At 35.9% G+C, this 21548-nt stretch carries 23 protein-coding genes; 12 read left to right on the top strand and 11 right to left on the bottom strand.

The features are described 5' to 3' along the window. The first annotated feature begins 42 nt into the window (after positions 1-42). Positions 43-723 carry an SIMPL domain-containing protein gene (locus FN817_RS16985; RefSeq protein WP_142718980.1) on the top strand — a complete coding sequence of 227 codons (681 nt, stop codon included), beginning with the start codon at positions 43-45 and terminating at the stop codon, positions 721-723. Positions 724-928: 205 nt separating this feature from the next. Further along, a complete protein-coding gene (locus FN817_RS16990) occupies positions 929-2116 on the top strand; it encodes a VWA domain-containing protein (protein WP_142718981.1) in 1188 nt (395 codons plus the stop codon). Between the two features lie 360 nt (positions 2117-2476). Here FN817_RS16990 and FN817_RS16995 read toward each other — a convergent pair whose 3' ends face one another. After that, positions 2477-3682 carry an NAD(P)/FAD-dependent oxidoreductase gene (locus FN817_RS16995; RefSeq protein WP_142718982.1) on the bottom strand — a complete coding sequence of 402 codons (1206 nt, stop codon included), beginning with the start codon at positions 3680-3682 and terminating at the stop codon, positions 2477-2479. A 115-nt stretch (positions 3683-3797) separates the two neighbouring features. Between FN817_RS16995 and FN817_RS17000 the strand changes: the two genes are divergently transcribed. Next, on the top strand, positions 3798-4178 hold the full coding sequence (locus tag FN817_RS17000; RefSeq protein ID WP_047420413.1) for a SpoIIAA family protein: 381 nt from the start codon (positions 3798-3800) through the stop codon (positions 4176-4178). A gap of 77 nt (positions 4179-4255) precedes the next feature. Here the strand turns inward: FN817_RS17000 and FN817_RS17005 are convergent, their stop codons facing one another. Then, positions 4256-5452: an MFS transporter gene (locus tag FN817_RS17005; protein ID WP_142718983.1), complete on the bottom strand. Its 1197-nt coding sequence runs from the start codon at positions 5450-5452 to the stop codon at positions 4256-4258. Positions 5453-5634: 182 nt separating this feature from the next. On the opposite strand from FN817_RS17005, the gene FN817_RS17010 reads away from it, so the two are divergent. Next, positions 5635-6534, top strand: a complete 900-nt coding sequence (locus FN817_RS17010; protein WP_142718984.1) for an AraC family transcriptional regulator — start codon at positions 5635-5637, stop codon at positions 6532-6534. Positions 6535-6771: 237 nt separating this feature from the next. Here the strand turns inward: FN817_RS17010 and lipA are convergent, their stop codons facing one another. Next, complete coding sequence (lipA, locus tag FN817_RS17015) at positions 6772-7638, bottom strand: lipoyl synthase (RefSeq protein WP_002981042.1); 867 nt, start codon at positions 7636-7638, stop codon at positions 6772-6774. 114 nt (positions 7639-7752) lie between these two features. Between lipA and FN817_RS17020 the strand changes: the two genes are divergently transcribed. Further along, a complete protein-coding gene (locus FN817_RS17020) occupies positions 7753-8385 on the top strand; it encodes a hypothetical protein (protein ID WP_142718985.1) in 633 nt (210 codons plus the stop codon). Between the two features lie 161 nt (positions 8386-8546). On the opposite strand, the gene FN817_RS17025 is transcribed toward FN817_RS17020, so the two are convergent. Beyond that, positions 8547-9107, bottom strand: a complete 561-nt coding sequence (locus tag FN817_RS17025) for an RNA polymerase sigma factor (RefSeq protein ID WP_047420407.1) — start codon at positions 9105-9107, stop codon at positions 8547-8549. 186 nt (positions 9108-9293) lie between these two features. Here FN817_RS17025 and tyrS point away from each other — a divergent pair, with 186 nt between their 5' ends. Beyond that, positions 9294-10589, top strand: coding sequence for a tyrosine--tRNA ligase (gene tyrS / locus FN817_RS17030; protein ID WP_142718986.1), 1296 nt, complete (start codon positions 9294-9296; stop codon positions 10587-10589). A gap of 190 nt (positions 10590-10779) precedes the next feature. Here the strand turns inward: tyrS and FN817_RS17035 are convergent, their stop codons facing one another. Then, the gene (locus tag FN817_RS17035) at positions 10780-11286 is read right to left on the bottom strand and encodes an outer membrane protein (protein WP_142718987.1); all 507 of its coding nucleotides are present in this window, start codon (positions 11284-11286) and stop codon (positions 10780-10782) included. Positions 11287-11541: 255 nt separating this feature from the next. On the opposite strand from FN817_RS17035, the gene FN817_RS17040 reads away from it, so the two are divergent. Both FN817_RS17040 and FN817_RS17045 read left to right on the top strand, forming a co-directional pair. Continuing rightward, positions 11542-13563 carry an ATP-binding protein gene (locus FN817_RS17040; RefSeq protein ID WP_142718988.1) on the top strand — a complete coding sequence of 674 codons (2022 nt, stop codon included), beginning with the start codon at positions 11542-11544 and terminating at the stop codon, positions 13561-13563. Next, the gene (locus tag FN817_RS17045; protein ID WP_142718989.1) at positions 13553-14191 is read left to right on the top strand and encodes a response regulator transcription factor; all 639 of its coding nucleotides are present in this window, start codon (positions 13553-13555) and stop codon (positions 14189-14191) included. The genes FN817_RS17040 and FN817_RS17045 overlap by 11 nt, the downstream gene beginning before the upstream one ends. Before the next feature lie 45 nt (positions 14192-14236). Here the strand turns inward: FN817_RS17045 and FN817_RS17050 are convergent, their stop codons facing one another. Beyond that, positions 14237-14668 (bottom strand): hypothetical protein, encoded by a 432-nt coding sequence (locus FN817_RS17050; RefSeq protein WP_228451591.1) that lies wholly within the window; start codon positions 14666-14668, stop codon positions 14237-14239. A 246-nt stretch (positions 14669-14914) separates the two neighbouring features. Here FN817_RS17050 and FN817_RS17055 point away from each other — a divergent pair, with 246 nt between their 5' ends. From FN817_RS17055 to FN817_RS17065, 3 genes are all read left to right on the top strand, one after another. Beyond that, on the top strand, positions 14915-15553 hold the full coding sequence (locus tag FN817_RS17055; protein WP_142718991.1) for an alpha/beta hydrolase: 639 nt from the start codon (positions 14915-14917) through the stop codon (positions 15551-15553). 120 nt (positions 15554-15673) lie between these two features. Next, the gene (locus tag FN817_RS17060) at positions 15674-16993 is read left to right on the top strand and encodes a PDZ domain-containing protein (protein WP_142718992.1); all 1320 of its coding nucleotides are present in this window, start codon (positions 15674-15676) and stop codon (positions 16991-16993) included. A gap of 4 nt (positions 16994-16997) precedes the next feature. Next, positions 16998-17525 carry a hypothetical protein gene (locus FN817_RS17065; RefSeq protein ID WP_142718993.1) on the top strand — a complete coding sequence of 176 codons (528 nt, stop codon included), beginning with the start codon at positions 16998-17000 and terminating at the stop codon, positions 17523-17525. On the opposite strand, the gene FN817_RS17070 is transcribed toward FN817_RS17065, so the two are convergent. The 5 genes from FN817_RS17070 to FN817_RS17090 form a co-directional block, all read right to left on the bottom strand. Continuing rightward, on the bottom strand, positions 17518-18561 hold the full coding sequence (locus FN817_RS17070; RefSeq protein ID WP_185149919.1) for a L,D-transpeptidase: 1044 nt from the start codon (positions 18559-18561) through the stop codon (positions 17518-17520). The genes FN817_RS17065 and FN817_RS17070 overlap by 8 nt on opposite strands. A gap of 185 nt (positions 18562-18746) precedes the next feature. Further along, complete coding sequence (locus FN817_RS17075) at positions 18747-19100, bottom strand: XAC2610-related protein (protein ID WP_394345051.1); 354 nt, start codon at positions 19098-19100, stop codon at positions 18747-18749. Then, positions 19097-19585, bottom strand: a complete 489-nt coding sequence (locus FN817_RS17080) for a hypothetical protein (protein ID WP_142718995.1) — start codon at positions 19583-19585, stop codon at positions 19097-19099. The genes FN817_RS17075 and FN817_RS17080 overlap by 4 nt, the downstream gene beginning before the upstream one ends. 9 nt (positions 19586-19594) lie before the next feature. Beyond that, positions 19595-19882, bottom strand: a complete 288-nt coding sequence (locus FN817_RS17085) for a hypothetical protein (protein WP_142718996.1) — start codon at positions 19880-19882, stop codon at positions 19595-19597. 13 nt (positions 19883-19895) lie between these two features. Continuing rightward, entirely contained in the window at positions 19896-20318 is a 423-nt protein-coding gene (locus tag FN817_RS17090) for a hypothetical protein (RefSeq protein ID WP_142718997.1), read from the bottom strand. Between the two features lie 175 nt (positions 20319-20493). Between FN817_RS17090 and FN817_RS17095 the strand changes: the two genes are divergently transcribed. Beyond that, positions 20494-21543 carry an AraC family transcriptional regulator gene (locus FN817_RS17095; RefSeq protein ID WP_142718998.1) on the top strand — a complete coding sequence of 350 codons (1050 nt, stop codon included), beginning with the start codon at positions 20494-20496 and terminating at the stop codon, positions 21541-21543. Positions 21544-21548 lie beyond the last annotated feature (5 nt).

A 21548-nucleotide genomic window follows, 5' to 3' on the forward strand; every position in this document is an offset into this window, starting at 1 on the left:
GTAATTTTACATCAGTAATTAAAAATTTAAAAACAGGAAATTATGAAATTGAAACATTTTTTATTAATCGGAATTTTAACTCTTGGAAGCTTTGTAAATGCTCAGACACAAGAAATAAAGAAAAATGCAATTGAAGTAACAGGTGTTGCGGAAATGGAAGTAGAACCGGATGAAATCATCTTCAGCATCGGAATAAAAGCAGACAACAAAAATGATCTGGCAGATAATGAGAAGAAGTTATTTGAAACCTTAAAGAATGCAGGCGTAAAGAACGAAGACATTAAGTTCAAATCAATGTATCAGAATATTTACTCTAAAACAGCCAAGTTTACTAAAAGCTATCAGTTTAAAGCCAGCGCAAAATCAAGTCTGAGTAAAATTTTTGAAGACCTGAACCAAAAATGGGTAAGCAGCCTGAACATCGCAGAGATAAAGAATACTAAAATTGCAGATTTCAGAAAAGCAGTAAAGATCAATGCTCTGAAAGCCGCTAAAGAAAAAGCAGATTATTTATTGGAAAGCATGGGTAAAAAGACAGGAAATGCTCTTGAAATTGTAGAAATAGAAGACTACACCAGCGATATGATCATGCCCGCAGCTTATAAAGGAAGAGCAAGCAATATCCAGCTGGAAATGGCTGATGCTCCAGTAGATTATTCTTTCGATAACATTGAAAACATCAAGCTGAAATACAGCATCAAAACACGATATGAAATCCTTTAAAAATAAATAATTTAAAAGACAGTTCCTTAGGAGCTGTTTTTTATTTTTTTACCTCCAGCAAAACTCACCAAGTCAAAAGGCCACTTCACCAAGTTGCCTGATTTTCAGCCTCAAATAGGTATAATTTTACTCTAGGAATTTAAAATAATAAACGATGAAACGCTATTCATTCATTACAACAAATAACCAATAAAAAAATAACAATATGACAACTCTAAAAATCTTAGCACTTGCAGCGAGTACAGCTTTTTTAAGCTCCGGTAATATTCCGGAAAGCCTCTCTACAAAAAGTACTGTTGAAAGCCATTTACCGGCACAAAAAGTAACATTGATTCCGGCCAACGCAATAAAGGACAATAAAATTCAGGTCGCTCTTTTACTGGATACCTCCAATAGCATGGACGGATTGATTGATCAGGCAAAATCCAGGCTGTGGAATATTGTAAATACGTTGACCACTTTAAAGTACAACGGAAAAGCCCCGCAGATTGAAATTGCCCTGTATGAATATGGAAATGATGGAATCCGTGATGAAAATTACATCCGTCAGGTTGCTCCTCTCACTCAGGATCTTGATCTTATTTCAGAAAAACTATTCGCTTTGAGAACCAATGGCGGCAGTGAATATTGCGGTGCTGTTATCCGTGATGCTTCTGCCAACCTGAACTGGGACAGCAATGATAAAAGTATGAAACTGATTTATATTGCAGGAAATGAAGCTTTCAATCAGGGAAAAATAAATTATAAGGATGTTGTTCCAAAAGCAAAGGATAAAAATATTTATACCAACACTATTTTCTGCGGAAGCCGGGAAGAAGGAATCCAGACGTTCTGGCAAAACGGAGCATCTTTGGGAGGTGGAAAATATTTCAATATCGACAGTGACAGAAAAGTACTCTATATTGAAACACCTTACGACAGCAAAATTTCCGAATGCAATGCAAAGCTGAATGATACTTATATCTATTACGGAAATCACGGTTCGGAATACAGACTAAAGCAGATCACTCAGGATAAAAACGCTGAATCACAGTCAGCATCCAACTTAGTGGAAAGAGCCGTCGCCAAATCTAAAAAGAACGCTTACAAAAATGACCACTGGGATCTGGTAGATAAAGCTGAAAAGGATGCCGGATTTATTGCCAATGTAAAAGAAAGCGAGCTTCCTGCCGAGCTGAAAGGAAAAAGCAAGGAAGAAATTCAAAAAACGATTACGGCAAAGTCTGCCGCTCGTGATAAAATTCAGAAAGAAATTGAAGAACTTTCCAAAAAGCGTCAGAGCTATATTGACGGAGAAATGAAGAAACGAGGCAATGACGATTCTGATGATCTGGGAAAAGCCATTGAGAGATCTATTGTTGAACTGGCTAAAAAGAATGGGTATAGTTTGTAGTTGAACAGGCAGTCTTTTTGTGACTGCCTGTTTTTTTAACCACCCCGTCAAAAATTCTTTGAATTTTTGCCACCCCTCCGAAGGAGGGGAATTGAGCAACCCCAATTGGAATATTTGTTGAAATATCTATTTATCACATTTTTTCAAGTAATTTAAGCAGGATTTCTACGGAATGACACAATTGAAACGCTAGTTTATACAGGCAGTTTGTCATTCCGAAGGAATCTAAACAGTTTTTATATAGATTAAAAACCGAAGGCTTTCAAAAATTTAAGTGTACTTCTTGAACACTGATTAGCAGGTTAAAACAACTTAAGTGTTTAAAGACTTTTGTGACTTTTGCGGTTAAAAAAACCGGGACTATCTACCAAATTTAAAATACCTTGATAGCGGATGCTTTTTGTTCTTCATAAATAGAGAAGCCATCTCCATTCCTGTAACCGAAAAAGTAATCCCATTTCCTCCAAAACCTAATACAAAATAGGAGTTTCTCAATTTTTTATGTTCCCCGATGTAAGGCAGCCCATCTTTAGTCTCTCCAAAAGTTCCCGCCCACACGAAATCAGGGTAAAAATGATAATCAGGTTTTATTTTCTTTAGATTTTTAAGGATTTCTTTTTCTTTTTTATTGAGGAGAGCGTCCCGTTTTTCAGCATCATAAAAGTCTTCATCTCCTCCTCCGATCAACATTCTTTCGTCGTCGGTAGTCCGCATGTAGAGGTAAGGATCATCGGTATTCCAGACCAATGTATTGCTGATATTTTTAAACTTATCTTTATCTATTTCAGAAACAACAGCATACGTACTTTTCAGGTTCACAAAGTTTTCTTTCAATAAATTTTTACTCTCATAACCAATGCAGTAAATAATCTTTTTTGCTTTGATCTGATATCCACTGTCTACGGTAACCAGATTAAAACCTTTATACTCCTCCACTTTTACCATTTCTGTCTTATCAAAGATCTTCAGTCCTTTCTTTACATTGTACATAAAAAGTTCATGGGCAAACTGAAAAGCATCAATACTGGCTCCCTGCCTGGATAATATTCCGCCATAGGTGTTCTCAAATTCAAATTTCTTCAGAATCTGTTCCTCTCCCAGCCACTGCACTTCAAATCCGTTTTCTTTTCTCGCCTGATATTCCTTCTTCAGCCATTCTGTATCTTTCTTTTTTGAAGCAAAATACAAGGATTTCTTTCTTTTAAAACCTGCATTTGATTTAATCATTTTTGAAAGTTTCTCCAGTGTATCAATGGCATCACTACAGGCCTTATAACTTAAAACAGCTCCTTTTTTGCCTATTTTTTCTATCAGTTCATAAAGAGGAACATCTATTTCGTACTGCAGCATAGAAGTGGTAGCAGAAGTGCTTCCGTTGCAGAGTTCTCTTTTATCAATAAGGATGGTAGTATAGCCATCTTCTATCATCTGATGGGCAATCAGGCTTCCTGTAATGCCGCCTCCCACAATGAGAACATCACATTTTTCATTTGATTGTAAAGAAGGATAAGAAGCTAACAGTCCGTTTTTTAAAAGCCAAAAAGGTTCATTTGATTTGAGATCCATATTAGTATTTTACACTGAAAGTAACAATATTTATACCTTTTTTAACAATTTATCATCAAATTATGGTGTAATTATTGTTATCCTTTTAAACTCAAACCACCATAAAATATTTATTATGATAACAATTATTCCAGAAGCCCCGGAAAATGTTGCAGCATTCAGTGCAACGGGAGAAGTAACGAAAGAGGATTTTGAAAGACTGGTAATTCCGCGCGTAAAAGAGAAGGTAGAGCAATTCGGTGAGCTGAATTACTTATTGTATTTGGATACCGATCTGGATAATTTTACCATGGGAGCATGGCTTGAGGATCTGCTGTTAGGATTGAAAAATCTTACCAACTGGAACCGGTCAGCCATTGTTACTGACAAAGAAGGTATACGTGATTTTACCAGTATTTTCAGTGTCCTGATGCCGGGAGAGTTTAAATCTTTCCCCAAAGAAAATTTATACAATGCCCTCTATTGGTGTAAAAATGGAGATGAAGTAGAGGCATAAAACTTATTTTTATACAGAAGAGCCTGTTTCAATGAGAAACAGGCTCTTTTTTTATTTCAACCGTAAGAACGATCTTATTACTTATCACAAGATACACATTCTGCAGCCACTTCTTCTTCAGTCTTTGAACCGTACAGATACATATATCTTACACTTATAACCACTCCTATAAAAGTCATTCCTACTCCTACCAGCGATGGATAGTTAAATGAATACCCGTATTCCAGAGGAATTCCTCCAAAGAAAGCTCCCATTGCATTAGCAATATTAAAACCAGCCTGCATAAAAGCAGCGGCCATCATTTCGCTTTTTGGAGCAGCTTTCATCATCATAATATTGATAGGTGATGCAATAGACATAGATAAAGCGCCACACATAAACGTCAATACCAAAGCAATATTCTTATGTTCTGCAAGAAAGAAAACACCTCCAAGAGACAGCATCATTAAAAAGATCAGAAGGGCACATGTTTTTTCAGGTCCTAATTTATCTGAAACAATTCCACCTACCAGGTTACCAACTACCATTCCGGCTCCGGCAAGAACCATCACATAGGCCATTTGGCTGCTTTTGATTCCGGCAACAACAGTCATCAAAGGGGTAATATAGCTTAACCATGTAAAAAGACCTCCAAATCCAATCGCTGTAATGGCAAGGACAAGCCACGACTGTTTATTTTTAAGGAATTTCAACTCTTCCATGAAGTGGGTATTTTGGTTGGATTCCATGGCGGGAAGCCACAGTTTCAAAAATAATATGGCAAAAAGACCAATCACCGCTACAATAGCAAAGTACAGTCTCCAGTGGAATGTATGCCCAATGTAGGTGACCAGAGGAACCATAGCCAGGTTGGCAACCGTGAGCCCTGTAAACATCATTGATATATAAAATGCTTCTTTTCCTTTTCCTGCCATTCTTGAGGCAACTACTGTTCCTACGCCGAAGAATGCTCCGTGAGGAAGTCCGGACAGAAAACGGATAACCAACATACTGTCATATCCTGGAGCAATTGCAGAAAGACCATTAAATAGGGTAAAAAGGATCATAAAAGCTATCAAAACTTTTTTAGGAGGGAACTTTACTGAGTACCCGATCAGAATCGGAGCTCCGATAACTACTCCCATAGCATACGCAGAAATTAAATGTCCGGCCTGCGGGATTGTAATCTGTAGTGTTTTTGCAATATCCGGCAACAGTCCCATTACGGTAAACTCCGTAGTTCCTATTCCCAAACCACCGATAGCCAGTGGTATTATTCTTTTATCAATCTTCATTATATCTAAATCTTTTTCTGAATTAATTTCTTTTCAAATTAAAATACCTTGAGTCTCTTCATTTTGAAAGTGCAAAAATCGCAAGAAAGTTTGAATTTCACTCCTCTTTGAATGATAAAAATTTGCTCCATATTAACCTTTTTATTTAATTTTATATTCAGAAACAATCAAATGAGAACAAGATGAAAATCCAGAAAGAAATTATTGAATTTGAAAAAGGGAAATCATTCAAACTATTTGCCCCTTCCCTGAAAAATTGTTTTTTCTGGCATTATCATCCGGAAATAGAACTGGTCTATGTAGAAGCGGTGAACGGAATCCGGCATGTAGGAAAAGATATTTCTGCCTTTACAGACAGTGACCTTTTATTGATTGGATCTAATGTTCCCCACCTTAATTTTGATTATGGTATTCAAACAGAGTGTCAACAGCTTGTGCTGCAGATGCGGGAAAGCTTCCTGCAGAATATTATTCTTCCTGTTCCCGAATTTGAAAATATTAAAAACCTTTTGGAACGTTCGTATCTCGGGCTTTCATTTTCCGGAGAAACAAAAAATACAGTGGTTGAAAAACTACAGATCATTAAAGATAAAAACTCCTTTGAATCCCTGGTAGGATTAATTGAAATTCTGCAAATTCTCGCTGATTCAACGGAAGTAAAGGAACTTAACAAGGAAGATACCAGGATCAAGTGGTTTTTGAATGATAAAATCAGAATGGGAACCATCTACGATTATATCCACGAAAATTACGACAAGAAACCCAATGTCAATGAAATTGCTAAAATTGTAAGTCTGAGTACTCCTGCTTTCTGCCGTTATTTTAAAAAGCAGACCAATATGACCTTTACAGATTTTGTGAATAACTACAGAATCAATCAGGCTAAAATATTTCTGCTGAAGGATTATTCTGTGACTGAAGTTTGCTTTCAGGTAGGGTTTGAAAGTCTTTCTTACTTTAATAAGCTATTCAAACAACATACGGGAGAAACCCCTTCCGAATTTAAGAAGAAACATTTTAAACCCATTGAAATCAATGGGCGGATTGGGGTGATTACAAAGGAAACGGCTTGTAATAAGTAGGGCGTACATGATGTAATGTAAGCTATTGATGGAACGACTAAACCACCCCGTCAAAAATTCTTTGAATTTTTGCCACCCCTCCAAAAGAGGGGAATGATAGAGGACATTATTATAAGGATTGTCACATTTATTAGCTAATCCCTAACATCTGATACCCACACCTATCACCTATAATCCGCCACCTAATCCCTGCTACCTAAAAAAACAAAAACCGCTCATTACTGAACGGTTTATATTTTAATGAATATGTTTTTCTGCGTGGTAAGAACTTCTTACAAGAGGAGAACTTTCAACGTGTCTGAAACCTAAGCTTCTTGCAAAATCTCCAAACTCATCAAATTCTTCAGGAGTGATGAATTTTTTTACAGGAAGATGTTTTTTAGTCGGCTGCAGATATTGTCCAAGGGTAATAACATCTACATTTGCGTTTCTAATGTCCTCGATTGTCTGGAAAACCTCATCTTTCGTTTCACCTAATCCAAGCATTACTCCTGTTTTGGTTCTTCTTTGTCCGGCTTCTTTCAGATATCTTAATACTTCAAGGCTTCTTTCATATTTTGCCTGGATTCTCACTTCTCTGGTCAGACGTTTTACCGTTTCCATGTTGTGTGAGATCACTTCCGGAGCAACTTCTACCAGTCTGTCCAGATGTTTTGTGATCCCCTGGAAATCCGGAATCAGAGTTTCCATCGTGGTTCCCGGAGAGATTCTTCTTACAGCATTCACTGTTTCACCCCAAAGAATAGACCCCATATCTTTCAGATCATCACGGTCTACTGAAGTAAGAACGGCATGTTTGATCTTCATTAATTTGATTGATCTGGCTACTTTTTCAGGTTCATCCCAATTTACATCCAGCGGTTTTCCTGTTTTTACGCCACAGAATCCACAGCTTCTTGTACAGATATTTCCTAAAATCATGAAAGTTGCTGTACCTTCACCCCAACATTCTCCCATGTTCGGGCAGCTTCCGCTTTGGCAGATTGTATTTAATTTATATTTATCAACCAAAGTTCTCAGCTCTCTGTAATTCTTTCCGGTAGGAAGTTTTACGCGGATCCATTTTGGTTTTTGAACGGTAGTGTCTTGAACTGAATTTTCCATTTCTAAAATTGAAGTTCAAAGTTAAGGAATTTTTAATGGAAACCATCAACCAGAGATATTGATGAAACTGATAATTAAAAATTTCATTGTACATTTAAGTTTTCAAAATTTTTTATGAGAAAAACAGTATTTCTTTTATGTATGGCCGCCGGAACATTATGCCTTGCTCAAAAACAGTTTCAGCCAGCAGGCTCTACCCTTCTGGAAACGATAGACGGAGATCTTGATGGTGATAAAATTCCTGAAAAAGTACTCATCTATACAACAGCAGATGAAGGTGAACTGGGAAAAATCCGTGAGATTCAAATTCTGAAAAATGCAGGCGGAAAATGGACTCTTCTTGAAAAATCCAGAAATGCCATTCTTGAAAGTGGTGGAGGTGGTATGATGGGTGATCCTTACGGAGAAACTAAAATAGAAAAAGGAATTCTCATCATTTCTCAAATGGGTGGAAGCAGCTGGAAATGGGATGTTACAGACAAGTACAGATTTCAAAACGGACATTTTGAGCTCATAGGAACTTCCTCCACGTATGGAAGACCCGGAGATTACTGGAAAGATGTAGATTTCAATCTATCAACAGGGCAGCTGAACTATACAAACGAGGTAGAAAATACAGCTGAATATGGTAAATCTTCAAAGGAAACCTATATTCATAAAGGTGTAAAGATTAATCTTCAAAACAGAAATCAGGATAAACAAAGAAAAATTATTCTTCCGAAAACAAAAGAAGAGGTTTATTTCTAGGTAATAAGTTTTGGCTAAAGCCAATTTTGAATCTTGCCATTCTGACGAAGGAAGAATCTTATTAATGAATAAGTTGATGAGATTCTTCACTACATTGCATTTCATTCAGAATGACATTTGAAAGCCCGTTTCTATTGAATATCCTGTATTGAGTTTCAGGCTTAATTATCATCAAACTCATTATTCTTCAAAAGTTCTGCTAAGACTTTTTTAGCACGCATTACCCGTACTTTGGTATTGGCAACGGAAATCCCCAGCTCTTCAGCAATTTCTTTGATGCTTTTTTCTTCAAAAAACCTCAGCTTGATAATATCCTGGTAGTTGGCATCCAGAGATTCTATGGTTTTGATGATTTTCTTCTGTTCTTCTTCAGAAATCAGAAGTTCTTCCGGAGATTTGGCATATTGGTTTTTGACTTCATCAAGATTTTCAACAGCATCTTCGTTTTCACGGTTCTTTTTTCTCCAGAAATCAATAACGGTGTTCTGTGCAATGGTCAATATCCAGGTTTTAAACTGAAAATGAGGGTCAAACATATCCAGTTTCGACAATACTTTTGAAAAAACATTTACGGTAATTTCATCAGCATCGTTTTCATCTCTCACCTTTTTCATGACAAAAGAGAAAACATCCACCCAAAAAACATTGATGAGTTTAGTCTGGGCTTTCTGATCTTTATCTTTGGCCTTCTGTATGAGCAGGAATAGCTGTTCGTCGTTCATTAATAACAAATATAGCGTATTTGGAGCATAATTGCAAAAGGGAAAATATCGAGCCTGTTTCACGCTGGCAAAGTTATTATCAAGGTATTTTAGGTTTTTATGATTTTGCTTATTTGCAGTTTCTCCTTTTTCTCTTCCTTCTGAATTTACTATCTTTGCTTCTTAAAATTTTAAAGTTAACAATCAATGAATTCCTTTATAGAAGAACTGAAATGGCGTGGTCTGTTTGCCGATATGATGCCTGGAACCGATGAACAACTGAATAAAGAGGTAACTACTGCATATATTGGTTTTGATCCTACTGCCGATTCTTTACATATCGGAAGTCTTATTCAAATAAAAATTTTAGCTCACTTCCAGCAGCATGGCCACAAACCTATTGCTTTGGTTGGAGGTGCTACAGGAATGATTGGTGATCCTTCCGGAAAATCAGCTGAAAGAAATCTTCTGGATGAGGAAACTCTTTTGCACTATGTTGACTGTTTAAAAAATCAGCTTTCAAAATTCTTAAATTTTGATGGAAATGAGCCCAATAAAGCTGAACTGGTGAACAACTACGACTGGATGAAGAACATTTCTTTCCTTGATTTTGCTAAGAATGTCGGGAAGAATATCACAGTCAACTATATGATGGCTAAAGATTCTGTAAAGAAAAGACTATCCGGAGACGCTGGTGTTGACGGAATGAGTTTTACAGAGTTTACCTACCAGTTAATTCAGGGATATGATTTCCTTCACCTTTACCAGAATAACAATGTAAAACTACAGATGGGAGGCTCTGACCAGTGGGGAAATATCACTACAGGAACTGAACTGATTCGTAGAAAAGCCCAGGGTGAGGCGTTTGCATTAACGGTTCCTTTGATTACGAAAGCTGATGGCTCTAAATTCGGAAAGTCTGAAAGCGGAGAAAATTATTGGCTGGATAAAAAGAAAACATCTCCTTATAAATTCTATCAGTTCTGGCTGAATGCTACTGATGATGATGCGGAAAGATTCATCAAGTTCTACACTTTCCTTGGAAAAGAAGAGATTGAAGCCTTAATCGAAGAGCATAAAACAGCGGCGCACGAAAGAAAGCTGCAAAAGAAACTGGCTGAAGAGATAACGGTTTGGGTACATGGAAGAGAAGAATATGAAAAGGCACTGAAAGCTTCTGAAATTCTTTTCGGACGCTCTACTGCTGAAGATCTGGTAAGCCTTGATGAAGAAATATTCCTTGAGGTTTTTGACGGCGTTCCTCAGAAAGAAATTGCAAAAACTGATGTTTTAGGAGTGAATATAGTAGATCTTCTTTCTGAAAAATCAGGATTCTTAAAATCTAAGAGTGAAGCTCAAAGAGAGATCAAAGGAAATGCAATCTCTATTAACAAGCAAAAAGTGAATGATACTTTTACCGCTAATGAAACTGATCTTATTGACGGTAAATTCCTATTGCTGCAAAAAGGTAAGAAAAGCTACTTTATTGTAAAGGTTCAATAAGTTGAAAAAGACTTCATATAATAAAAAAGACTGTATAAAACAGTCTTTTTTTGTTTCAAAGCCCATACAAAAGCCGTGAAATATATTCACGGCTCTGTTGAGAAAGTTACCATTTTTTAAAACTTGCTGTCACTGCTGATATCGTATAGGCTATGAAAAAACTGATTTGTATTGAAAATAATAATAGAGTTTAAAATTTATAAGTAAGCCCGGCTTTCCCTCCTGAAGCTACAGATCCTCCACCCAATTCTATATGAGCTGCAAGATTTTTGGTGAAAAAATATCTGCCCCCAATTTGTCCTGCGAAACCAACTCCTGAAGACTTTCCATCAAAATAATCGAAATCTGATCCGTTATATTTATAGGAAAAAGAATTGTATGCCAAGGTAGCTCCTGCATATACGTCCCATTTATTTGGAATTTTAAGCAAAGTATTGAAGTGGTAGTTTCCGTTAGCTCCTATTCCAAACCAGCTTCCTTTAATGTCTCCTGAATACTTTTCAGTAGCATAACTACCTTCTATTCCCACTGTGATATCATTATGTATAGCGTAGTCCACTCCTACTGATACAGGAAGTCCCCATCCGTTTGCTACTCCAATATCCACATTGATCTGAGCTTCTCCCTTCTGTATTCTCTGTGCATGCATACTCCCAAACAGGGAAATCATTCCCAGGATAAAGATTCTCTTTTTCATTCTTAATAGTTTATTTTTTGTTATTGTCTGTTCTGCAAAACTATCAGTGGACGTAACAGAATACAACCCTTAAAAAAGTGTATTTTTTTCTACTGATTTTTAGGTATATCATAACATCCGCTAAACCTGTATATTTGAAGATACAGACCCAAAATCGCAATTCCTAGGTTTATAATATAATTGATGATTTTAATTTTATAATTTTAGGTGGTCTTTCTATTTTTGAATTATCAACAACTATATTGTAAAAAAAAGATGATAAATAAATATTTGCTTTTACTTCTATTTACTTTGGGATCACAATATGTATCTGCTCAAGGCTCATATTTTTATTATCTTGAAAAAAAGAACAGTAATTTCGACAGTCTGGTTGCAGCTGCTAATCATGAAACTATAGACACTATAAAGGCCATAAAATCCTACCAGATATGTGCTACTTATTTTACAAGACAGGATTTAGACAATTATAATAAATACTTAAAACAAGGTCTGGAAAGCTCTTCTAAAAGTCAGATATACAAAGATATTGGATTATATTATCAGGCTCTCATCCACTTTACAAAACCTGATTTTGCTGCTCTTCTTGAAAAAGATTTTGTCACCGCAGAATCTGCCCTAAAAAAATATCGAAGTACTGAAGCTAAAAGAATAAGAATCATTATGTTTCAAAATCTGTCTCTGCTAAAAGTAATGCAGACCAAAGAAACAGAAGCTATGAATCTTATTATTAACAAAGCAGTCCCTATTGCAATATCCATTGGAGATAATGAACTTATAGGTGGTTTGTATAAAAATGTTGCCCTTCTGTTTTATAACTCCCATGACTTTTCAAAAGCGATCGAATACTGTAATCTGGCAGAATTATTTTTAAGCAAATTAAAAAAGCAAACTCCCCAATCTAATGGTATAATGGGAGAAGTTCTTTTACTGAAAGCAGAATGCCTGATGAGAAAGGATAAACTACCGGAGGCAAAAATAGAATTGAATAAAACCTACTCTATCATTAAAAATTACCCGGAATCTAATTTCAACTCATTATATTTAAGCAATTTAGGATATTATCAGATGAAGCAAAAAAACTATCCTGAAGCTCTTAAAACTTTTGATCTGGGTCTGCAAAATGCAGAAAAATATAAAAACACCAATATTACGGAAAGGATAAAACTGTTCAAACATCAAATCTATCAAGAGCTTAAAAACTTCAAACAATCTAATAACATTTTAAAAGAAGTCTATCAGAAAACCTCATACAAAAGAACAAAACAGGAGGTTATGAGAGAATTCTTTAAAAATTATACCGCATTAAAAGACACTGTTAAAGCCAATCTCTATGCTACCGAATATATTAATTCTCTGGATAGCATTAATAATATCAGCATTCACAAAAACATTGCACTTCTGGAAGCTAAATACAGAAAAGCCGAAGATGAGAAAAAAATTGCGTGGCTGTATACCGAGAAGGCAAAGAAACAGATGGAAGTAAGCAAAAAAAATTCGTATTTATGGTTATTAAGTCTGGCCTTATTATCTTTCATCGGTCTTCTTATTTTTCTATATATTATTTACAGAAAAAATAAAAAACTATCTGAACAAAAGGAAATCAATCTTCAGCAAAAAATAGAAGATATTAAACAAAAAGAAGAATTATCACTTACCAAAGCAATTCTTGATGGTGAAGAAAGAGAAAGAGAGCGTATTGCCAGAGATCTTCACGATGGTCTTGGCGGTATGCTTGCCGGAGTTAAGATTAATTTCTCAGTCTGGTCTTCCAGCCACCTTAATCCAGAAAAAGATCAGGAATTTTATAAGATTTTAGGACAACTGGACAATTCTGTAAGTGAGCTCCGACATGTAGCCAGGAATTTGATGCCTGAATCATTGCTTAACTTTGGCCTGGAAACCGCTTTACATGACCTGTGTGAATTTTACAACAGAAAAAACCTCGAAATTGATTTCCAGGCCATTGATATTGACAAGGCATTACCTTTAAATATCCAGCTTAATATTTACAGAATCGTACAGGAGCTATTGGCTAATGCTATAAAACACGCTGAAGCAAGCAGCATCTTGCTTCAATGCTCGCAATCCGGTGAAAGTTTTCTGATTACAATTGAAGATAACGGAAAAGGGTTTGATAAAAATATAGAAAAAACCACCAAAAGTATGGGACTTCGCAACCTGAAAAACAGGGTCAATTATCTGAAAGGAAAAATGGAAATCAATTCTGATCATCAAGGGACAATAATTAATATAGAACTCAACATCCATGGAGAATGAAAAAATAAATATAGTCATCGTTGATGATCATCCTATTGTGATCGAAGGTCTTAAAATGTTGCTTAACAGCCAGCCTTTTTTCAATATAGCGGGAAGTTTTACTTCCGGTGCAGAAACGATCAGCTTTATCCGGTCGCAAATGGTGGATATCATCCTTCTTGATATTACTCTGCCCGATGCCAATGGAACAGAACTGTGCAGAGAAATAAAGAAAATTTCTCCGAATACTTCAGTGATTATGTTCAGTAATCGCTCTGAACGAAGCATCATCATGCAGTCTATACAAAACGGAGCGAGTGGCTATCTTCTCAAAAACACGTCTATCGATGAGCTTGTGATATGCATCAGAGGAGCGCTATCAGGTGATATTGTTTTCTGTAATGAGACAAAACAGATCATCAGCCGTCCTTCCCAACAAGACCTCCCAACACCGCGGCTTACCAAAAGAGAAAAACAGATCCTGCAGATGGTAGCACAGGGGAAAACAAGTAATACGATTGCCGAGGAGCTGTTCCTAAGCCCTCTTACTGTAGATACCCACCGTAAGAATCTGCTTCAGAAATTCCAGGCAAAAAACTCAACAGAACTGATCAATCTTGCAGTACAGCAGCAATTGATTGAAAAGTAAAAAACCGCTCCAAGAGCGGTTTTTTGTATATAATATTGAAATATTTTATGGTTCCAAGAAACTGTAATCGATAGAAGCAACTAATACTCCTTTCCCTTTTTTCTTAACAGTTCTTACAACTTCTCCATCTATGTAAAGATTGATCGTTAACTCAGAATTATCATCCGGCATTGACGCATTAGCATCAAGATTCAACTGTGCCTGGCTGGAGTTCACAAAGAATTCCCCACTTGTCCATGGTGAAATTATCGGTGACTGCGGAGTATTGTATATCGTGTTCTGAGCTGTGCCCACCTGTGTTACAACACTTATAATGCTCCCTCCTGTAGTAGTCTTCACTTCAAATTGAACCACATGATCCTTAAATTCTTCATCGTCATCTTTTTTACAAGAATTGACAACGGTAATTACAGAAAATAATAAAACGAATAAAAAAGAAAGTCTAAGTAAACTTTTTGAATTGTAAAATTGCTTCATTTCTCCAAATAGATTTTTTAATGTTTCAAATATAAGTTTTTTATTAATATAAAAATAACTTTTATGAAAATTTTCCAACAAAGATTTCCAAATAATATCAAATCAACAAAAACAAAAACTCGTCTCTAAAGTCCAAAAATATACTTCAAAGAAACAATCTTTAAACATAAAGCATCATCCGGCTAAAGTTCATTGTATGAATAATAAAAGTTAAGATTCTGTATGTAATTTAATTATCTTTGCTGTATGAATTTAGATTATCTAGTAAGGGAGCCGGAAAACATTACCTCCAATACCCCTATTCTTTTTATGCTTCATGGCTACGGCAGTAATGAGCAGGATCTTTTCAGCTTCAGGGAAACACTTCCCAATGACTGGATCATTGTAAGTTTCAGAGCTCCGCGTGATACTCAATTTGAAGGATATTCATGGTATGATATCAATTTCAACGATCCCGAAAATTTCATAGATGTTCCTCAGGCAAAGGAATCTTTACATGCAGTTTTGGAAAGTATGCTTAAGATCATCAACCATTATGGACTTACAGAAAGTAAAACTCATCTGTGTGGTTTCAGCCAGGGAGGAATTCTATGCTATGCTTTGGCTTTAAAACATCCTGAATTGTTTAATTATGTTGCCTGTCTAAGCAGTTATCCTGAAGATAAAATTCTTGACAATATTGTAAAAGATAAAAAGAAGCTGGAAAGACTTCGTTTCTTCATTTCACATGGTTCAGATGATGCTGTAATTCCACTTGAATGGGGAAGAAAAGCGGCTGACCTTCTGTATGATCTTAGCTGTTATTTCACTTTCAGAGAATATATGAGCGGACATGGTGTCAATCAAAAAAATTATATGGATCTGATGGAATTCTTTTCCAAATAACCAGGATCCAATTTAAAATAAATCCAACGAATAAGCCTACTTCATTGTAGTTTATATAAACATTCCAGCTTTTGGAATGTTTTTTTGTTAACATATAGATAATTTCAGTAAATTCAGTAAATGAAATTCAAATTGCTTTTACTGGGATTATTTCTAAGCATTTTTATAAATGCCCAGAACTCTTTTGAGTTGATTAATACGGAAAAAGCGGTGATTCCTTTTCAGTTTATCAACAATCTTATCTTTATTCCTATCAATGTCAATGGTGCGGAACTTACCTTCCTGCTGGATACGGGAGTTTCGGAGACTATTCTTTTCAGTCTCGAAAATAAAGAACTGAAACTGAGTAATGTTGAAAAAGTTAAATTTTCAGGTCTTGGGGGAAGTTTAAGTATTGACGGCTTAAAATCTGAACGTAATTTGGGCAAAATAGGAAATGAAATTGTTAACACCTCCATGTCTCTCTATATTATTATTGATGAAGAATTTAATATTTCGCCTCATGTAGGAATTCCTGTAAATGGAGTAATCGGATATCATTTTTTTAAAGATCATCCTATTTATATTGATTATGCCTCAAAGAAAATAACGGTTTATGAAAATGCTGATCTTCTAAAAAAGAAAACTAAAAGATTTGAAGAATTCCCAATCACGATTGAAAAAGACAAACCCTATCTGTATGCTGGTGTAGAAATGACCAATGAGAAGAAAGATTCGAAACTTTTAATTGACCTTGGCAACAGTGATGCTATATGGCTCTTCCCTACTCTTATTAAAAACTTTGTCTACAACAGGCCTAATATTGATGATTTTCTGGGGCGCGGTTTCAATGGAGATATTTATGGTAAAAGAAGCCGTATTCATAATTTCTATCTTGGAAATTTTAAATTTGAAAAACCTCTTACTGCTATGCCGGATGAATTTTCTATCCAGCATGTAAAATTGGTAGAAAGCAGAAAAGGTTCTGTGGGAAGCGAAATTATGCGAAGGTTTACTGTAGTTTTTGATTATCCCAACCAAAAACTGTATTTGAGGAAAAACAGATATTTTGACGATCCTTTTCATTTTAATATGAGTGGCCTCGATTTCAAACAAGACGGCCTGGAATGGCAGGAAGATAAATTAAAAATTGAGACCCAAAAATCAAACATGGCAACAACTGAGGTTTATAAAGACGCCTTCCAGTATAAGTTCAGTTTGAAACCCATATTTTCCATTGCAGGGGTAAGAAAAGATTCCCCCGCTTATGAAGCAGGTCTGAAAAAAGATGACAAAATTATAAGTATCAATGGAGAGCGAACATCAGATATGACTCTGGAAAAAATTGTAGAACTCATGAAATCCAATGAAGGAAGAAATATCACAATGGTTATTGAAAGACAATCTGTAAAACTGACATTGAGTTTTGCACTTGAAGATCCCATTCCTTATCAAGAATAAAATTATGAATACCGAAGAGACCACATTAGATAGGATAAGAACCCGGCCAAGATTTAAAATGTTTACTCATCTTACCAAAGAAGAGTACGCTGAAAATCTGAAAAAATATATGGAAGAACATAAAGATGAGTTTTCAGGCAATATCAATAAGGAAGTTGCTACCATCTGGATAAAAACAGATTATGACAACTACTGGAAACCATGTCTTGCCCTGCGGGTAGAAATGGAAGATGAGCATACAGCGATACGCGGAGTATTTGGTCCCAGTTCTGCTGTGTGGACATTCTTTATGTTTCTGTATTTTTCCTTTTCTATTCTCTGGATGACTTTCTTCACGATGTATTATGTAGAAAAGCAAATAAAAAGCGCCGAATACCCTTGGGCACTAAGCGCTTCTTTTGTCATGTTATTTTTTATTCTTCTTACTTATATTGCTGCAAGATTCGGGCAGCATAAAGGTAAAGATGAAATGCTTAAGCTGAGAAAGTTTGCTGAAGAATCTACTTTACAGTTTGAAAAGAAAATTAATTAGACGGAGATTCTACAGGCTTTTCATTCTGAATAGGTGTAGCCATTGCTTTTGCTGTTTTGATAGAATCCACCACTTTTTCTCTGTTGCTTTGTTCTTTCAACATTTTCGGAACCTCAGGCTCAAGGAGCTTGGTGAGTTCTTCAACGGATATATTGTTGGCATTAGGATCATCTAAAAGCTTTCTCCATGGTTTTCTTCCACCCCATTTATAATCCCCGAATACCATTACTGCTGTACCTTTGGCCTTCGTTGTAGCACCACCAGGATTCAGTATCCAGGTATCTGCATAGGAATACAGCCATTGCGCATCTTTTCTCAGCAATCGAAGACATGAGTGTGAGGCAGGATATCCCGGAAGCGTGTATTCATGCCATCCAATCCCTCCAATATTGTGAATATTGAAATTATACGGAAGTTTCCATTCAGTGCTCACTGTGGAAATAGCCAGTTTCTTTTTCCAGTTGGCAAAAGTAAGTCCTCTTGTTGTCTGAGCTGCCTTTTTACCCATACTTGTAGGTCCCCATTTCACAAGGCTCCCATTGGAATATACCGCAAAAGCTTGTATTGGGTACGAGAATATGACAAACTTTTTCACTCCACTTAATACATCCAACTGCATTGGGAATGGTGAATATGCCATCAATGTTGTATCTATTTTCGCTGGAACCACTAGTGTATCGGCATTCCATTTACTTTTAGAATCCAGCCTGTTTAGAGCTAAAATAGCGGTACGTTCTTCTACACTGTATTTCTTACTGTATTCAGCATAGATAGAATCACGCATCTTTTTATCCTTTGGAAGAACAAAAGCATTGTAAAACCCATTCTCCTGCATGGCAGGTGGAATAGATTCTTTTTTTACTACAGGAACAGAATCCTTCTTTATAGAATCCTTTTCTGCCTCCTGTACTTCAGAAGAAGAAACGGTATCTTTAAAGGTATCGCTTATTTTATCTATTTCCTTTTTACAGGAAACAAGAAAAACTGCGCATAAACAAGCATATAGAAAGGATTTTTTCACAAATATGTTTTTCATAAATAAATCGGCCATTTAGTTTGGCTACCCAGTACAAATATCAGACCTAAAATTGAATCACAAAAGACATTATTAAAAATACCGTAAAAAAACGGAGGCTTTATCACTGCAAATGAGGAGTTATAGTGTACAAGGTTTTATAAATAATAGATTTTAAAGGTATTTTCAAACGTTGAACAGAAACATTATTCTTCTGGCTGTTCTTTCGTGGCAACCCATTCTAAGATCCCTTTTTTACCGAAGCGGTAGACATCCTGATGCCATCTTGCCCCACCTCTGCATCCTGTTTTTAAAAGTTTCTTACTTTTTTCTGCAGTCACATCACAAAGACATGAACAGCTTGAGCGGGAATAATCCGGTTCTTTAAGTTTTTCAAAACGTTTGCTTCCAGGATTGTACAGATAAATATCAAACATTCTGTAAACACCCATTCCTTCATCAGGAACAGAGAATGCGATATCATCATAGCCGTCAAAGTTATAATCCTCTATAATGCTCTGTCTGACAAAAGAAGGTTGATCAGGAGCCGGAAGTTCTATAGCCGTTTTTTTCCATCAGGATAAGTAATGGTGAAGTGATTATTATAAAAATGATTAAACGAAAGTAAAGCCCCATGCAGGAGATACTTGCCGCTTCCGTCGTACTTTTTTTCATCTTCAACCATTTCCAGTGTAAACTTTCTGTTATCCTTTCCTCTTGTATAGCTAATGTTTGAAGCCTGATGCTGCATGATTTCAAACTTGTATACTCCATTTATTTTTCCTCCAATCATCTCATTCCAGATGCAATACTCGATATCCGGCTGCCCGTCACTTCTCCCATCCGTATCAACTCTAAAGCTTTTTACCTGTAAAGAAATGATTTCTTTCTTTCCGGAATATTGCACAAAAGCTCCCTTTCCCTGAGCGCCGTAATAAAGAGTAAGGCTGAAATCTTTTGCTTCTCCTGTGGATTTCAGAGTAAAAGGCTGTGCGGAATACCCCCCAGAGATCATAATAATACAAAATAGCAACAATTTTCTCATAGAAATAATTTATATAACCAAATTAACCACAAATCTTACCATCCATAATAAGACAATCAACAGCAGTATTGAAAACTGAACTTTATTGACGTTTTTATTTCCGAATTTCCATACGAGAATCCGGTCTATGATCATCACGAGTACTATGGGAATCAGGCTGCACAGAATATATATACCGAATAATCCATCATTGGCAGAAACTCCTGCCATTAGAATAACAGAAGCAATCAACGCGACAATTATTGCTAGAATTCCTACGACAAAGAAGAGCGTCCAGTTTTGAAATTGTTTTTTCATGAATAATATTGTATCAATGATTGGATATATTGAAACGGATATTGAATCTGTAATAATAAAACATCCAAAAAGCCAGCCAAGGCAGATTCATAATCAAAAAAACGATTGCTTCCTCACCGCTTAGCTTTTCATCAGTAATCATAAAAAAGGAATATATGGAAACTGTTACAGGCAACAGAAACCAACACAAAACTGTTTTAATTTTTCCTTGAAAAAATTTTACAAGAGAGAACAAACTACTTAAAGACAATATACTTAGAAACTGGATCCAAAAAACAGTAAAAACACTGGCGAGTCCGTTCATACCACATTTTCTTGGAACATCTCTTACTTCATTGGTTACATTTAAAAACAGAATCAGAAGCACACAGGAAATCAACGTAGAGATCAGCCAGGTTTTAAGTATTGAGTGTAAAATAAATTTTCTTTTGGACATCCAACTTATGCTTATCAGCTAAAATAGCAATATCCTCTCAATATACAAAACCGGGAATCCCTGAAAAACTGATCAGAATTTGTCTCTTAATTGCATATTTCTAAACTCATATTTAATAATTTGTTAAAGATGCCATGCCCATATTATCTATAATTTTGGCAAAATATCAGTTATCATGTTATATATCATTATGGTAGTTGTACTACAGGCACTTATCACCCTTACGCTGCTGATGTCCCTTATCAAAAACAGGGAATCAGTACTGAATATGCTGCTCCTGTACATTGGAGTGGTTGCACTGGATATGGGCTATGAATATTTCATCATCCAAAGATTTGGCTATGAATCTGTTTTATATGAAATTCCGGGAAGCCTTCGGGTTTTTAAAGGGCTTATTTTTCTTTATATCACTACCCATTTAATTCATGCAAAATGGAGAGATAAGCTTAAATATCTCGTTATTCCGCTGACATTGGTGGTTATTCATCATGCAATTGCAACTTCTGCCAAAATGCTTGATCTTTCCTGGGCAGATCTGGCGATTGCCTCTTACAAATCCTATTTCGTTTATTACAGTTATTACTGGATCGTGTGTCTTGTTTTATGTATTTATTTACTGACAAGATACCGCAAAAACATTACACATCCGGTAGCCGGTAATTTCCGTTATCTGGTTGGTTATGTATTATTGGGAGTATTGGTTTTCTGGATGGTCTATCAATTGGGTTGGGATACGCTGATCTATCAGAAGATCTACAGCCTTCTGTTTCTCTTTCAGTTCGGGTGGATTTTGTACGTTTATATTTTAACGTACCAGCACAAACTGCAGGAACAGCAAAATATATCACATTCTTCTGCCCCCAAAGAAACCTATCAGTATAAAGATCTTTCAAAAATAGATTTCGATTCTGTACAAAGTGCCATTATTTCTTTCTATCAGGAGAGTCATATATATCTGGATGAGGAATTTACCTTAGACCAGCTTTCGCATCATCTGAAAATAAGCAAAGCGGATTTAAGCATCACTTTTAATAAACATCTTCATTCCAATTTCCACGAATATACCAATAGAAGCCGTATACAACATTTTAAACAGATTCTGTCGGAAGATCCTTCAGCAAGTGTTACAGACCTTGCTTTTCAATGTGGTTTTAAATCCAAATCTACTTTTTATAAATATTTTAAAAAGGAATTTGACTGTCTTCCTTCTCAGCTTGTTCATTAGTTACA

Source organism: Chryseobacterium rhizoplanae (assembly GCF_900182655.1).
GTDB classification, from domain to species: Bacteria; Bacteroidota; Bacteroidia; order Flavobacteriales; family Weeksellaceae; genus Chryseobacterium; species Chryseobacterium rhizoplanae.